Annotated in this window: 12 protein-coding genes and 1 CRISPR repeat array (1 of these 13 running past the window's edge); of the genes, 2 read left to right on the top strand and 10 right to left on the bottom strand. The window is 41.3% G+C overall.

Annotation, left to right across the window (positions count from 1 at the left end; translation table 11 throughout):
* Nucleotides 1-297: a CRISPR direct-repeat array (repeat unit 36 nt; unit sequence GTTTTAGAGCTGTGTTGTTTCGAATGGTTCCAAAAC) (it extends 531 nt beyond the left edge of the window).
* A 61-nt stretch (nucleotides 298-358) separates the two neighbouring features.
* From B7699_RS03065 to pbp1b, 6 genes are all read right to left on the bottom strand, one after another.
* Complete coding sequence (locus B7699_RS03065; RefSeq protein WP_084927111.1) at nucleotides 359-1,036, bottom strand: rhomboid family intramembrane serine protease; 678 nt, start codon at nucleotides 1,034-1,036, stop codon at nucleotides 359-361.
* On the bottom strand, nucleotides 1,020-1,559 hold the full coding sequence (locus B7699_RS03060) for a 5-formyltetrahydrofolate cyclo-ligase (RefSeq protein ID WP_084927110.1): 540 nt from the start codon (nucleotides 1,557-1,559) through the stop codon (nucleotides 1,020-1,022). Before B7699_RS03060 ends, B7699_RS03065 begins: the two co-directional genes overlap by 17 nt.
* Before the next feature lie 11 nt (nucleotides 1,560-1,570).
* Nucleotides 1,571-2,701: an N-acetyldiaminopimelate deacetylase gene (locus tag B7699_RS03055; protein ID WP_084927109.1), complete on the bottom strand. Its 1,131-nt coding sequence runs from the start codon at nucleotides 2,699-2,701 to the stop codon at nucleotides 1,571-1,573.
* A gap of 67 nt (nucleotides 2,702-2,768) precedes the next feature.
* Nucleotides 2,769-3,467 carry a 2,3,4,5-tetrahydropyridine-2,6-dicarboxylate N-acetyltransferase gene (gene dapD / locus B7699_RS03050; protein WP_000127451.1) on the bottom strand — a complete coding sequence of 233 codons (699 nt, stop codon included), beginning with the start codon at nucleotides 3,465-3,467 and terminating at the stop codon, nucleotides 2,769-2,771.
* A 228-nt stretch (nucleotides 3,468-3,695) separates the two neighbouring features.
* Nucleotides 3,696-4,607 (bottom strand): DMT family transporter, encoded by a 912-nt coding sequence (locus B7699_RS03045; protein WP_084927126.1) that lies wholly within the window; start codon nucleotides 4,605-4,607, stop codon nucleotides 3,696-3,698.
* Nucleotides 4,608-4,663: 56 nt separating this feature from the next.
* Nucleotides 4,664-7,114: a penicillin-binding protein PBP1B gene (pbp1b, locus tag B7699_RS03040; protein ID WP_084927108.1), complete on the bottom strand. Its 2,451-nt coding sequence runs from the start codon at nucleotides 7,112-7,114 to the stop codon at nucleotides 4,664-4,666.
* Nucleotides 7,115-7,255: 141 nt separating this feature from the next.
* On the opposite strand from pbp1b, the gene tyrS reads away from it, so the two are divergent.
* On the top strand, nucleotides 7,256-8,512 hold the full coding sequence (tyrS, locus tag B7699_RS03035) for a tyrosine--tRNA ligase (RefSeq protein WP_084927107.1): 1,257 nt from the start codon (nucleotides 7,256-7,258) through the stop codon (nucleotides 8,510-8,512).
* A 77-nt stretch (nucleotides 8,513-8,589) separates the two neighbouring features.
* On the opposite strand, the gene B7699_RS03030 is transcribed toward tyrS, so the two are convergent.
* Together B7699_RS03030 and B7699_RS03025 are read right to left on the bottom strand one after the other, a co-directional pair.
* Entirely contained in the window at nucleotides 8,590-10,653 is a 2,064-nt protein-coding gene (locus tag B7699_RS03030) for a heavy metal translocating P-type ATPase (protein ID WP_084927106.1), read from the bottom strand.
* A gap of 1 nt (nucleotide 10,654) precedes the next feature.
* Nucleotides 10,655-10,933, bottom strand: coding sequence for a DUF6110 family protein (locus B7699_RS03025; protein WP_000910909.1), 279 nt, complete (start codon nucleotides 10,931-10,933; stop codon nucleotides 10,655-10,657).
* 151 nt (nucleotides 10,934-11,084) lie between these two features.
* On the opposite strand from B7699_RS03025, the gene B7699_RS03020 reads away from it, so the two are divergent.
* On the top strand, nucleotides 11,085-11,933 hold the full coding sequence (locus tag B7699_RS03020) for a putative RNA methyltransferase (protein WP_084927105.1): 849 nt from the start codon (nucleotides 11,085-11,087) through the stop codon (nucleotides 11,931-11,933).
* Between the two features lie 342 nt (nucleotides 11,934-12,275).
* Here B7699_RS03020 and B7699_RS09825 read toward each other — a convergent pair whose 3' ends face one another.
* Both B7699_RS09825 and glgP read right to left on the bottom strand, forming a co-directional pair.
* Nucleotides 12,276-12,482, bottom strand: coding sequence for a hypothetical protein (locus B7699_RS09825; RefSeq protein WP_084927104.1), 207 nt, complete (start codon nucleotides 12,480-12,482; stop codon nucleotides 12,276-12,278).
* Nucleotides 12,483-12,714: 232 nt separating this feature from the next.
* Nucleotides 12,715-14,973: a glycogen/starch/alpha-glucan family phosphorylase gene (gene glgP / locus B7699_RS03010; RefSeq protein ID WP_084927103.1), complete on the bottom strand. Its 2,259-nt coding sequence runs from the start codon at nucleotides 14,971-14,973 to the stop codon at nucleotides 12,715-12,717.
* Between the last annotated feature and the right edge of the window lie 13 nt (nucleotides 14,974-14,986).

The following is a 14,986-nucleotide window of genomic DNA, read 5'->3' as shown; positions in this document are numbered from 1 at the left end:
TTAGAGCTGTGTTGTTTCGAATGGTTCCAAAACCAAAGTCATGCGGCATCACCAAATTCCATTGTTTTAGAGCTGTGTTGTTTCGAATGGTTCCAAAACTTCAAAGGCAAGCGGTTCTCTGAGCGTGTTGTTTTAGAGCTGTGTTGTTTCGAATGGTTCCAAAACTAGCACAAATGGACCTGCACCATTGCCTGCGTTTTAGAGCTGTGTTGTTTCGAATGGTTCCAAAACTGTCCGATAATGAACACCCTCTCTCTGTTTGTTTTAGAGCTGTGTTGTTTCGAATGGTTCCAAATCACATTAAAAGCTACTCACTTTTTAAGTAGCTTTTTTCTTATTCAAGTTTACATATTAGTCGTCACAACCCCATTCCCTTGTAGAGAAGCAAGACTGCGAGTCCTACGAACAACACTAACGCTACCAGTCTCTGACTAGCGCTATACATCCGTCTTTCGCCTCGAACTGGAAAGATAACTGCTAGAAATGCTCCACCAACTGCACCACCGATATGGCCTGCTAGGCTGATTCCTGGAATCAGAACACTTCCAATAATGTTAACCACAAAAAGTGTCAGATAAGATTGCCCTAGCTGTTGGATATAAGGATTACGCGTTGCATAGCGAAGAATGATAATCGCAGCAAATAGTCCATAGAGAGAAGTAGAGGCCCCTGCTGCTAAGGATTTGGGACTAAATACAAAAACAAAGAGATTGCCCATCATTCCAGATAAGAGATAGAGAAAGAAAAACTTCTTGGATCCGAAAATTTCCTCTACTTGCCTACCAAGATAATAGAGAGAAAGCATATTGACAATGAAATGCTCCCACCCAACATGAACAAAAATGGCAGAGAAGAGACGCCAAACTTGCTCGGGAAATAGACGAATGGCAGGGCCATACATGGCTCCAAATCGAAATAGGGTATCTGCCCTATCAAAGTTTCCGCCTGCAGTGACCAGCATTAGTAGAAACACCAAGGCCGTCACTAAGAGGAAAAAACTCGTCACAGGATAACGTCTATCAAAGATTTCCTTCATCAATCAGAACCTCCTGAACAGGAATATCATGATTTTCAGGGATAAAGTCCTGAATTTGATAACGATAAACCGTACTCAAAGTATGGCCAGTAAAATGTTCCAGATAGCGGTCATAATAACCTCCACCATATCCAATCCGATAGCCTTCCATCTTAAAAGCCAACCCTGGAACATGAATCAAATCAATCTGAGAGGCATCCACCACTTCCAAATCTCCCTGTGGTTCCAGTAAGCCAAAGGAAGTTTTGACCAGTTGTTGCGGATCATAGACTACAAAGTCCATGCGCCCTTTGGGATAAGTTTTAGGTATCAAAACCTTCTTGCCGTCCTTAAGCGCCTGCTCAATCAGTTCCTGCGTTTGAAACTCATGAGGAAAAGAGAGATAAGTTGCGATGACTTTAGCTTCTTGGTAAAAGGGATGGTGTAAAAGTCGCCCGGTTAAAGCTTGGTCTATAGCCTGTTTTTGTTCTTGAGGTAAAGTCTTCATTTCTTGCAAGACTTGCTTACGTAATTCCGATTTCATAGACAACCCCTCTACTCTGCTGCTTTCTTTTTCAGGAAACTAGAGACCGCGTCCACCCCAATAGCTAAGGCTTCTTCCTTAGGACTCATCTGAGGGTGATGAAGGGCGTAGGGACTATCGATACCTAGCCAAAACATAACACCATCAACCTTTGAAAGGAGATAACCAAAGTCCTCACCAGTCATAGCAGGTTCGATATCAATCAACTCTATTCCGTCTTTTTCTTCAAAGCAGTCCATCAGTTCACGCGCCAAGGCTGGATTGTTCTCAACAGGCAGGTAACCACCTTGTTTGAGTTCCACTTCGACTTCCATATCAAATGCAGCTGCAACCCCTTCTGCAACTGTTTTAACCCGCTTTTGCACCAAGAGACTCATGTCCTGTGTCAAAGCCCGAATAGTTCCATGCAAAAAGGCTGTGTCTGTGATAACATTGTTGGTTGTTCCAGCCTGAAAAACGCCAAAGGTCACCACCGCTCCTTCAATTGGATTGACATTGCGGCTGACAACTGACTGCACCTGGGTCACAAAGTAACTAGCAGCCACCAAAGCGTCATTGGCTTCATGTGGAAAGGCTGCGTGGCCACCTTTGCCTTTGAAACGGATCTTCACCTCGCAAGTTCCTGCAAAGAGTGTATGAGTATTAGTCGCAATCTGTCCAACCTTCAAATCTGGTCGAACATGGAGGCCATAAAATTGATCTGGTAACCAGTCTCCAAAAGCGCCATCCTCATACATGAGCATGCCACCAGCTTCATTTTCTTCAGCAGGTTGAAACAGAAAGAGCAGATTGTTCTTTGGTTGCTCCTCAAGGGCGTGCTCTAGACAGCCCAAAGCAATAGTCATATGAAAATCATGGCCACAAGCATGCATACGACCTTGGTGTTGAGAGGCGAAGGGAAGCCCTGTTTGTTCAACGATAGGAAGTCCATCAATATCTGTTCGCCAACCAATGGTACGCTCTGGCTGACTTCCCTGCAAGTAAACCAAAATACCTGTCCGCCAAGTACGAACTTGGGCAAAATCCTTGCCCACAGTCAATTTCTCAATCACATCCAGCAGGTAAGCCTGAGTCTTGAACTCCTCCAAGCCAATCTCTGGAATCTGGTGCAAATCTCGTCTAGTCTGAATCAAATCTAACATCTATCTATCCTCCGATATAGCAGAAAGAGGCTGGAAGAAGGGTTCCGCCTCTTTATTACTTTTACAATTATAAGGTACGAAGCGCATCCTCTAGCGCTGTTTTTTGTTGGGTTTGGGCATCAATCTCTTTGATAATACGAGCTGGAACACCTGCCACCACCACGTTTTCTGGGACATCTTGGGTAACAATAGCTCCTGCTGCGACAACTGAACCACTACCGATTTGGACCCCTTCGATAACCACTGCGTTGGCACCGATGAGAACATTGTCTCCAACACGGACTGGTTCTGCGCTAGCTGGCTCAATCACACCTGCCAAAACTGCACCTGCACCAACGTGGCTGTTTTTCCCAACGATAGCACGGCCACCAAGGATGGCACCCATGTCAATCATGGTTCCTGCACCGATTTCAGCACCGATATTGATAACTGCTCCCATCATGATAACAGCATTGTCACCAATTTCAACCTGATCACGGATAATCGCACCTGGCTCGATACGAGCGTTGATAGCACGTTTATCTAGCAAAGGAACTGCAGAATTACGAGCGTCTTGCTCAACAACATAGTCTTGATTTTCTACCAAACCATCGAGAAGGGGAGCCACGTCCTTCCAATCTCCGAATAGGACATTCCCTAGTTTGACAACAGAGCTTGGTACAGCAGCTGCAAGTTGTCCCTCAAAGGTTACTTTAACACTGGTTTTCTTTTCAGCATTGGCGATAAATTGAATAATTTCTTGAGCGTTCATTTTTGTAGCAGTCATAAGCGCCTCCTAGTTCATTTTAATGATACCTATTCTACCAAAAAAGGCCTCAAATTTGAAGCCTTTTTGTTTGTTTTTAGGTATGATTTTTAGGGATGTGAGATAAAACGTGCTGTCGGTAAAAGCAAGCCCCTACCGATACAACCTAAAAACACTCTTCACAACTATCTCCCCGTGTTTTATTGACTATTCTAGTATAGCACACTTTTAGAATTAAGAAAAGACTTTTTATTTACTTTCTTTCGCTTCTTCTATCGATAGGAAAATCATGGGTAAAATAATCAGAGCCATAGCTGTAAGAAGGGACCAATCCACTACCAAGCCTAAAAATAAAACACTCAAAAAGGCAGAAGAGAGAGGTTCACTGGCACTGATAACAGAAACCACCAAAGGAGAAACCAAGGATACTGCCTTCATGGAAATGAAAAAGGCAAAAGCCGTCCCTAAAAAAGCGATAATGAGGCAAATCAAGATACTCCAAATATCAGGAGTAAAGGAGAGCTTGTAAACCGGCGAAAGGACATTGCTAAATAAACCGGCCAAAATCATCCCCCACCCAACCGTCGGGACAAAACCATAGCGCTTAGCAAAAGGTTGAGGTAAGATAACATTAAACATAACACCCATGGCACTCAACAGACCTGTTATAAGGGCTAGTGGCGTCATAGATAACTGAGAGAGATCGCCTTTTGTCGCCATCAAGCACACGCCCAGCATGGCAATCAAAACATAGAAAATAGCACTTTTTGACGCTCGTTTTTGATAAATCAAGCGATTGTAAAAGAGGATAAAGACAGGACTTATAAACTGTAAAATAGTCGCTGTCGCTGCATTAGAATATTCTACGCAGAGGTAGAAAAAATACTGGACTGAAAAAATCCCCAAAATAGCATAGGCTAAAAAGGGCAGGTAATTTTTCTTATCTCGCCAAATATCTAGCACTTGCGATTTTAATTGCACTGCAGACCAAATGAGTACAAGACTCCCTGCCAGTGTCAAACGCATAGAGGTAATCCAGCCAGAGGACACTTGATAATGAGTAAAGAAATATTCTCCTAAAATTCCACAGATTCCCCAGATTAAGCCAGATAGGAGCGAATAAATAGTTCCTTTAACAATCTTTTTCTGATACTGATTCATACCTTTATTGTAACACGAAAGGAAAAAAGAAAAAAGTGGCAATCAATGCCACTTTCCTACCTTCTACTATTTGGTTGTGTAGATGATGAACTTGATGTACTGCTAGAACTACTACTTGAACTTGGCGTAGATGAGAAACTACCAATAATACTTGACCAAGCATTTTGATAATCTGCTTCACTTCCTCCAATAGCAAAGTGATAGCTAGTCGTAGGAGCTCCCGCCTTATTAGCCCAATAGCTCGTTACAGTAGCCCCTGAAAGATCCACTGTTTTTCCATTAACGGATACTTTGCCTGGCTTCTGTCCTGTAGATCTGAGGACCTGAGATTGGGTCACACTAGAATCAAGATTAAAGCGTTCATTGCCCCAAACACCAGGCTCAGCCTGTTGGATAGCATTGACCAAGTAAGCCATATATTTGGCATTTCGATAATGTCCAGCCCCCTTAGCCATTGGGCGGTTGTCATCATGCCCTAGCCAACCACCTAGAGTCAATCTTGGTGTTGACAGCATGAGCCACATATTTTCATCTTCATTGGTTGTACCAGTCTTACCAATCCAGTCTGCACGAGCTAAGCTTGAATTGATAGAAGCCAAATCCGTTTGGAAACTTGAAGTGATTCGAGATGAAATCACCTCACGAAGCAAACTCTGCATAATTGTTGCCGTTGCCTTCGAGTACACTTGAACTGGCTTGTCTTGAAATTCATAGATTACTCTACCATCAGATGATTCAATCTTAGAAATCACATGTTTCTGATGGTAGACACCGTTATTGGCAATTGTTTGATAACCATTGGTATGCTGGGCGACTGTGACTTCAATACCGCCGCCCATAGGCAGACTTTCGATACCGTACTCCGGAATCTCGTAACCCATTTTCTCCATGTAACCCTTGACATCAACACCCTTCTCACGAAGCATGCGATAGGTCCAATAGGCTGGGATATTCCACGAATAGTTCAAGGCTTCACCTAGGGTCATCATGCCTGTACCTGGACTATTTACATACATGATAGGATTTCCATTAGAGAATTTTGTCGGATAATTGGACAAGATACTAGCGCTTCCCATCAAACCTTGATCAATGGCAATACCGTAGGCCAACAAAGGCTTGGTTGTAGAGGCTGGCGAACGCTTGGTGTCGAAGGCGTGATTGTTTTGGTTGGTCTGGTAATTACGACCACCAACAAAGCCTAGAACAGCTCCCGTTTTATTGTCCATCAAAACATTCCCTACTTCAGGCTGCCCAGTCGAATCATCTACCAAATGACCATAGTTAGCAACTGCATTTTGCATAGCGTTATGGATTTTTTTATTGATCGTTGTAGTAATTTTGTAACCGCCATTACTTAGTTCCTGCTCAGCTCGCTCATGATAGGCCTTTTGAATCGACTCGTTTCTCAACTCTTGGCTAGAGACATTGTCCTGTTGAACTAAATAATCATACATACGGTCTGTCGCTTCAGCCATAGCTGTAAAGTAGAGATAATCCCTCGAAACAGCATTGACAGTTCCTGATGGCAAGAAATCTTGTTTGAGATTATAATCCTTGTACTGGTCGTATTCTTCCTGAGTCAGAGCACCCGTACGGTACATGTTGTAGAGAACATCCTTGGCCCGCTTCAAACCAAGTTCTAAGTCTTCATCACTCTTTAACTCTCCAGTATTTTCATAAGGGGAATAAGTAATCGGACTCTGTGGCAAACCTGCTAGGAAGGCAGCTTGGGGAATACTCAGCTTGTTGGCATCGATACCGAAAATCCCTTCAGCAGCTTGCTGGGCACCTGCAATATTCTGCCCTTTATGATTTCGACCAAAGGGAGCAACATTGAGATAAGCAGTCAAGATTTCATCCTTACTCATGCTGCGTTCCAAGGCAAGGGCATCAACAATTTCTGTAGCCTTACGAGCCAAAGTCGGAGCATCTCCAACCACTTGTTGTTTGATTAACTGTTGGGTCAAGGTCGAGCCCCCGCTAGATGAGCCCAAACCTGCAAAGGTTCCCAAAGTCGCCCGAATCACAGCTTTTGGCACAACCCCATTATGTTCAAGAAAATGTTCGTCCTCAGTTGCAACGATAGCCTTTTTGAGATTGTCCGATATTTCCTCAGATGAGACAGAAGTTCTCAGTAAATCACTCTCGATAGAAGCAATGACACTCCCATCTGCGTAAACAATTTCTGAGATGGAAGAAATATTTTTAACCTGCTTGACCAAGTCCTCCGATTGGGGAACCTTGGCCTTGTCAAACAAAGCAACTCCATAACCAAGAGCTACACCAGCACCAAAAAGCCCACCGATAAAGCCTAGAATAAAGAGAGTATTCAAAATTCCCTTGATAACAACTAAAATGCTACCTAGGATAGCCAGAACTTTCCCACCTGTCCCATCCGACTGCTTCTCTTCTGAGACTTTCTCTGATTTTTTATGATTTATTTTTGATTTTACTAGCTGGAAAAATTCCAGCATTTTTTGTTTTAATTCATTTAATTGATTTTGCATGGATTTCCTCACTGTAACTATTATACCATAAAAGGTAAACTTTCAATAAAATAGCCACTTTCTTCCCTATTCTACTAGGCTATTGCCCAAGTTTGTGATACAATAGGTAGAAACAATATTTTTAAAAAGGAGAAAAGACACATGCACATTTTTGATGAGCTAAAAGAGCGTGGTTTGATTTTTCAAACGACTGATGAAGAAGCTTTGCGTAGAGCCCTAGAAGAAGGTCAAGTTTCTTATTATACTGGCTACGATCCAACTGCTGACAGCCTTCACCTAGGCCATCTTGTCGCAATCTTGACAAGTCGTCGCTTGCAACTAGCAGGTCACAAACCTTATGCGCTCGTTGGCGGTGCTACAGGTCTCATCGGAGATCCGTCCTTCAAAGATGCTGAACGTAGTCTCCAAACAAAAGACACAGTAGATGGCTGGGTCAAGTCTATCCAAGGACAACTTTCTCGTTTTCTTGATTTTGAAAATGGCGAAAACAAGGCTGTCATGGTCAACAACTACGACTGGTTTGGCAGCATCAGCTTCATTGACTTCCTCCGCGATATCGGAAAATACTTCACTGTCAACTACATGATGAGCAAGGAGTCTGTGAAAAAACGAATCGAAACAGGAATTTCATACACTGAGTTTGCCTACCAAATCATGCAAGGGTACGACTTCTTCGTTCTTAACCAAGACCACAATGTCACTCTTCAAATCGGTGGTTCTGACCAGTGGGGAAATATGACAGCTGGTACCGAATTGCTTCGTCGTAAAGCTGACAAAACTGGCCACGTAATCACTGTCCCACTGATTACCGATGCAACTGGTAAGAAATTTGGTAAATCAGAAGGAAACGCAATCTGGCTCAATCCTGAAAAGACTTCCCCATATGAAATGTACCAATTCTGGATGAACGTTATGGACGCTGACTCTGTTCGCTTCTTGAAGATTTTTACTTTCTTGTCACTTGATGAGATTGAAGACATTCGTAAACAATTTGAAGTAGCTCCACACGAACGCTTGGCTCAAAAAGTATTGGCTCGTGAAGTCGTTACACTTGTTCACGGAGAAGAAGCCTACAAAGAAGCCCTCAACATCACTGAGCAACTCTTTGCAGGAAACATCAAAAATCTTTCTGTTAAAGAGCTCAAACAAGGACTTCGTGGAGTACCAAACTACCAAGTTCAAGCAGACGAAAACCATAATATCGTGGAACTACTCGTGTCATCTGGTGTGGTTAACTCAAAACGCCAAGCCCGTGAAGATGTCCAAAATGGAGCTATCTACGTAAATGGCGACCGTATCCAAGACCTTGATTATGTCTTGAGTGACGCTGATAAGTTAGAGAACGAACTGACTGTTATCCGTCGTGGGAAGAAAAAATATTTTGTATTGACTTACTAAACTATTCAACATTTATCTATAAACAAAGGAGTTATCCTCGAGAAAGGTAACTCCTTTTTGCTGTTAATAACTCTCATCTATCTATTTTTAATAGACAGGCTACGCAGTACAATGCGCAAGGTTGTTAGATTATGTAAGATAGAGAGATTTGAAGGACTGAGCCAATTAAATAAGCCAAAGCCAATCAAGCTACTATTTACGACAACGGTATCTTGAATATTCTTCTTGATGAGGGTTTGCAAAGATGATGATAGCCAATCCAACTCTTGGAAGAAATCCAAGCGATTATCTAACAATAAGATATCGCTCATCTGCTTAGAAATATCTGCACTCTCATTCATCACCACACCGATATCTGATAGGGTTAGAGCCGCTGAGTCATTCAATCCATCTCCAACCATCAAAATAGTGTGACCTGCTTTCTGCAGTTCCTCTACTAACTCAAATTTCCCATCAGGTTTCAAGTCTGTATAGACCTGATCAAAGGGCAAATCTTTGACTAATTCCTCTGTTCTAACCAAGGTGTCCCCTGTTGCCAGAATCAATTTTTTCCCTTGTGCCTTAAGTTTCTCCAAGGCTGCTTTGGCTTCTTTTCTCAAAGGAGTATGAATGCAGAACATTCCAATCAATTCATTCTGATAAGCCAAGAATAAGAGATTATAGTGACTCTTGTACTCTTCAATTAAAGCATTTTGTTCTGAACTGATATGAATCTGCTCATCCTGCATCAAGACATAATTCCCAATAAGAACTGGTTGCCCATCTATATGAGATTTGATCCCCTTGCTTGCGATATATTGGAGTTTCCCATGCATTTCCTCATGTTCAATCCCCTCTATCTCAGCTTGCTTGACGATAGCATTAGCAATAGGATGATAAATGTGTTCCTCAAGACAGGCACTGATTCTGAGAATATCTGCCTCACTATAGTCCCCAAAAGGTAACACCTTTTCAACTATAGGATAACTAGTTGTGATTGTTCCCGTCTTATCAAACAAGAAAGTATCAACTTCCAGATATTTCTCTAGAACATCTCCATCCTTAATCACCATTTCACGGTTCAACCCCTCCTTGATAGCTGTCAAATAAGCTACAGGAGTAGAGATTTTCAAAGCGCAGGAGAAATCAACCAATAGGAATGAAATAGCCTTAGAAAAAGAACCTGTTAATAAGTAAGTCAGACCAGCCCCCAAGAAATTATATTTGACGACCTTGTCCGCCATCTTGATGAAATAGCGTTGTTTCGTTTTCTTATTTTCTTCAGATTTCTTCATCAACTCAATCAGTTGTAAAATACGGCTGTTCATCTGATTATCGGTTACACGAATGCGTAGCTCCCCAGTCTCCAAGACTGTGTTTGCACAAACCAAATCAGACTCTCTTTTTTCAACTGGAAAACTCTCTCCCGTCAAGGAACTTTCGTTGACCATACCTAAACCTGAAACTACTTGTCCATCAAACAGAATTTCATTTCCTTGAGATAGGACCAAGACATCTCCTATTTGAACATCGGAACTCTTGATACTAACGACCGTATCGCCCTGTACCAAAAATACATCGCTTTCTTTTGCAAGAAGGCTTTGTTCTAAATCTGTTGCAGTTTTTTTCAAGGACCACTGGTCTAAATGATTCCCCAAATCAAGCATAAACATGATGTTGCTGGCAGTCTTGGATTGGTTCATAAACAAAGACAATAAAATAGCCGAACAGTCCAAGACTTCCATCGTTAGTTCCTTACGCGCTAGTGTTTGATAGGCTTCTTTAACATAGCCAAAAGCCTGATAACAAGTCCATATATAGCGAATAGGATACGGCACAAGACTACGAAAAAGCACACGCTTAATCGCTGCACCTGAAACGATAGAATAGGCACTCTCTTCTCTACGAACAGGAAGAGTCATCAACTCAGAAACTTTCCCTTTATCAATTCTTTTTAAAAAGGCTTCTGCATTGTCTAATACAGAGAAGCCTTCTTTTATACGTAGAGTAAAGTGCTGTTGATCCATGTAAAACTGGATAGACTCAATCCCCTTTTCATCTCTCGCCAAGGAACGAAGATAGTCTTGAATATCCAAGGTAAGTGAAAAAGAAGATGATAGGCGGATATGTTGGTATCCTCTATGTAGCACTTTAAAAGACATATTATTCTCCTATAAGGCTATCTAATTGCTCTTCTTTTTTCTCTTGCTCGTACAAATATTTGGCATCTTGCAAGACATCGTCTCCATGTTGCTTCACGACAGAAACAGATGCATCTAGCTCGTCTTTCAACTTGTAAGCCTTAGCCAAAGCTTTAGAATAACCTTTTTTAGCTTCCTTACTTGCTAAGATTTTCAAACCAAGGGTACCAAATGCGACACCACCCAAAAAGAGTGATGATTTTTTCGCAACTTTTGCAACGGTTAGTACTTCTTTTAACATACTTATTTCCTCCTTATCATTATTATATAGCAATTTAGATATAAAAGCAATTTTATTCCATAAATTGGAGAATTAGTTTTATTTCCACTGAATCTCCCATCTACTTATTCCTAAAGTTGCTTTCATTTGCCTCTTTTGATACACTTAAACTATGAATACAAATCTCAAACCCAAACTTCAGCGTTTTGCTTCTGCGACTGCCTTTGCCTGTCCTATCTGTCAAGAAAATCTGACTCTGCTAGAGAACAGTCTCAAATGTAACAATCGCCATTCTTTTGACTTGGCGAAATTCGGCTATGTCAATCTGGTACCTCAAATCAAGCAATCTGCTAACTACGACAAGGAAAATTTTCAAAACCGTCAACAAATCCTAGAAGCTGGCTTTTACCAAGCTATCTTAGATGCTGTATCTGACTTGCTTGCAAGCTCAAAAACTACCACAACAATCTTGGATATTGGTTGTGGCGAAGGTTTCTACTCTCGCAAACTCCAAGAAACTCACTCTGAAAAAACTTTCTATGCCTTTGATATTTCCAAAGATTCCGTCCAAATCGCTGCCAAGAGCGAACCCAACTGGGCAGTCAATTGGTTCGTTGGCGACCTGGCTCGCCTCCCTATAAAAGACGCCAGCATGGATATCCTACTAGATATCTTTTCCCCTGCCAACTATGGAGAATTTCGTCGCGTTTTATCCAAAGACGGCATCTTGATAAAGGTTATTCCAACTGAAAATCACCTCAAGGAAATCCGTCAGAAGGTACAAAACCAGCTGACAAACAAGGACTATTCCAACCAAGATATCAAAAATCATTTCCAAAACAACTTCACTATCTTATCCAGCAAAACTGCCTCTCTGACTAAGACTATCACAACAAAGCAGCTTCAAGCCCTGCTCAGTATGACTCCTCTCCTCTTTCACGTTGACCAGACCAAAATTGACTGGAGCCAACTGACAGAGATTACTATTGAGGCTGAGATTCTGGTTGGGAAAGCATTCTAAACTAGACTTCCCAAAGGTATAAAACTTACCGAAAATCTTCAATATTACAAAAACGCATAAGAACAGGTGCTCACAAAAACCTTAATCTTATGCGTTTTGTTATAATTTCCATACACATTAAGGGGAAATAGTTGAAATCAGTTCTTTTAATAACCATTGAATACCATATAGTACATTTACCCCAAATATGATATAGGCCGTATAAATCAAGTATTTCGATTTCTCCCGTCTCAAAGAATAAATCTTGTACAAGATAAACAAATTTAAAATAATAAATAATAGAGACAAAATCTTCCTCCAAAATAAATCATAAAAGTAGCCAGTCAGGCATAGTTCTAATATTTATTTTCGATTCGAGATAACAAACTTATCAATAAATAGCAAGTGAAATAAGGCCAGTACCAGACCCCAAACGCTACCACGAAAAGAGATTTCTTGATGATTGAGAGGAAACAAATCATGGTTACCTATATAGAGGCAGGTCAAAATAACAAATAAAATCCAAAATAAATCAGCCCATTTATATTTTGAAAAATATTTTTTCCACATAAAAACACCTTCTTTCCTACAATTATATTATAATACTTGATATAAACGGATGCAAGAAATATGAGGTGAACAACTGCAAAGAAGCATAAGGTCGAAAGAAAGTGTTATGCGTTCACTGTATCTAGGATTTCTCTATTTTTAGACAAAATTGACCCAAATCCACATCATTCAAAAAAGCGAATTTCAATCGAAACTCGCTTTTTTACAAAATGTATTAGTATAAACTTGTAGCTTAGTTCAAGTGCCAGATATCTTCGTTGTACTGAGCGATTGTACGGTCAGATGAGAAGAATCCTGCTTTAGAAATGTTAACGATGACTTTATCCAACCATGCGTCACGGTCTTCGTAGTCAGCCAACATTTGTTCTTTAACCTTGATGTAGTCTTCCAAGTCAAGAAGAGTCATGAACCAGTCTTTGTTGATCAATTCATTGTAAAGACGTTCTAGGCGTTCTTTGTTTCCAGCTGCAAGAACTGCATCGCTAACGATGAAGTCAACCAATGGTTTGATAGCTTCACGAGCGTAGAATTCACTTGATTTATATGCTGCTCTATCGTAAAGGTCGATAACAGTTTCTGAATCTTCACCAAAGATGTAGATGTTTTCGTCACCAACCAACTCAGCGATTTCCACGTTAGCACCGTCCATAGTACCAAGAGTCAAAGCTCCGTTCAACATGAATTTCATGTTACCAGTACCTGAAGCTTCTTTAGAAGCAAGTGAGATTTGTTCTGAGATATCACATGCTGGGATAAGGAAGCTTGCTGCAGTAACGTTGTAGTTTTCAACCATAACAACTTGCAAGTGCGGAGCTACTGCTGGATCGTTAGCAATAACTTCTGACATACAAAGGATCAAGTGGATAATGTCTTGAGCGATTGTGTAGGCTGGAGCTGCTTTACCACCAAAGAAGATTGTGATTGGGCGAGCAGGGATGTTACCAGCTTTGATGTCAAGGTATTTGTGGATCACGTACAAAGCGTTCATTTGTTGGCGTTTGTACTCGTGAAGACGTTTGATTTGGATATCAAAGATAGAGTTTGTATTGATTTCCACACCTTGATGTTCTTTCAAGTGACGAGCCAATTTACGTTTGTTGTGAGCCTTGATGCTTTCCAATTTTTCTTTGACAGCTGCTTTATCTTCATAAGACAAGAGTTTTTCAAGCTCATCTGCTTCATGGTGCCAACCTTCTCCAATAATCTCATCCAAGTAGTGAGACAATCTTGGGTTGGCATGCATGAGCCAACGACGGAAAGTGATACCGTTTGTTTTGTTGTTGAATTTTTCTGGGTAAAGGTCGTAGAAGGCTTTCAACTCAGAGTTCTTCAAGATTTCAGTGTGGAGTGCTGCTACACCGTTAACACTGTATCCGTAGTGGATATCCATGTGGGCCATGTGAACACGTCCACTCTCGTCGATAATTTGAACAGCTGGATCTTTGTACTCTGCTTTCACACGACGGTCCAATTCTTCGATGATTGGTACCAAATGAGGAACCACTTCTTGCAAGAATTCAAGAGGCCATTTTTCAAGAGCTTCAGCAAGGATTGTGTGGTTAGTGTAGGCAGTCATGCTACGAACGATTGAGATTGCTTCGTCAAGCTCGATACCACGAGCAGTCAAAAGACGGATCAATTCAGGGATAACCATTGATGGGTGAGTATCGTTGATTTGGACAACTGCGTAGTCAGCAAGGTCATGCAAGTTGCTTCCTTTTTCGATTGCTTCGTCGATGATCAATTGCGCACCGTTTGAAACCATGAAGTATTGTTGGAAGATACGGAGCAATTCACCTTGACGGTCACTATCATCTGGGTAAAGGAAGAGAGTCAAGTTGCGAGCGATATCTGTCTTGTCAAAGTTGATACCGTCTTTAATGATTGAAGAATCAACTGAATCCAAGTCAAACAAACGCAAGCGGTTCTTAGTTTCTGTCTTGTAACCAGGTACATCGATATCGTAAAGAGTTGATGTCAATGTGAAGTGAGCAAATGGCACTTGGTAGCTACGGCTTGAGCGAACCAACCAGTTTTGCTCTGTCAACCATGCGTTTGGAATTGTTTCTTGTTGGTTGTTTTTAAGAACTTGTTGGAAAAGACCGTAGTGGTAGTTAAGACCAACACCGTCACCGTTCAAACCAAGAGTAGCAATTGAGTCGATAAAGCAGGCAGCCAAACGTCCCAAACCACCATTACCAAGAGATGGTTCCAGTTCAACTTCTTCAACTTCGATCAAGTCTTTACCTGCAGCTGCAAGTTCTTTTTTGACATCGTCGTAAAGACCAAGGTTGATCAAATTGTTTGACAAGAGCTTACCAATCAAGAACTCAGCTGAGATGTAGTAAACTTTTTTCTTACCAGTGTTAACTGGTTTTTGACTGCTTGCAAGCTTGCTGTAGTTAAGAAGAGCCAGGTAAAGCTCTTCATTGCTACATTCTGCAATGGTCTTATTGTAACGATTTTGTACAAATTCTTGTAGTGATAACATGTTTAAGGTGTCT

Origin of the sequence: Streptococcus mitis (assembly GCF_002096835.1) — a bacterium.
GTDB lineage: Bacteria > Bacillota > Bacilli > Lactobacillales > Streptococcaceae > Streptococcus > Streptococcus mitis_W.
The sequence above is the reverse complement of the archived record's forward strand: the minus strand, read 5'-3'. Positions and strand labels throughout refer to the sequence as shown.

Coding starts and splice junctions, on each gene's coding strand:
- B7699_RS03065 (WP_084927111.1), bottom strand. CDS start 1,036: ATGAAGGAAATCTTTGATAGACGTTATCCTGTGACGAGTTTTTTCCTC.
- B7699_RS03060 (WP_084927110.1), bottom strand. CDS start 1,559: ATGAAATCGGAATTACGTAAGCAAGTCTTGCAAGAAATGAAGACTTTA.
- B7699_RS03055 (WP_084927109.1), bottom strand. CDS start 2,701: ATGTTAGATTTGATTCAGACTAGACGAGATTTGCACCAGATTCCAGAG.
- dapD (WP_000127451.1), bottom strand. CDS start 3,467: ATGACTGCTACAAAAATGAACGCTCAAGAAATTATTCAATTTATCGCC.
- B7699_RS03045 (WP_084927126.1), bottom strand. CDS start 4,607: ATGAATCAGTATCAGAAAAAGATTGTTAAAGGAACTATTTATTCGCTC.
- pbp1b (WP_084927108.1), bottom strand. CDS start 7,114: ATGCAAAATCAATTAAATGAATTAAAACAAAAAATGCTGGAATTTTTC.
- tyrS (WP_084927107.1), top strand. CDS start 7,256: ATGCACATTTTTGATGAGCTAAAAGAGCGTGGTTTGATTTTTCAAACG.
- B7699_RS03030 (WP_084927106.1), bottom strand. CDS start 10,653: ATGTCTTTTAAAGTGCTACATAGAGGATACCAACATATCCGCCTATCA.
- B7699_RS03025 (WP_000910909.1), bottom strand. CDS start 10,933: ATGTTAAAAGAAGTACTAACCGTTGCAAAAGTTGCGAAAAAATCATCA.
- B7699_RS03020 (WP_084927105.1), top strand. CDS start 11,085: ATGAATACAAATCTCAAACCCAAACTTCAGCGTTTTGCTTCTGCGACT.
- B7699_RS09825 (WP_084927104.1), bottom strand. CDS start 12,482: ATGTGGAAAAAATATTTTTCAAAATATAAATGGGCTGATTTATTTTGG.
- glgP (WP_084927103.1), bottom strand. CDS start 14,973: ATGTTATCACTACAAGAATTTGTACAAAATCGTTACAATAAGACCATT.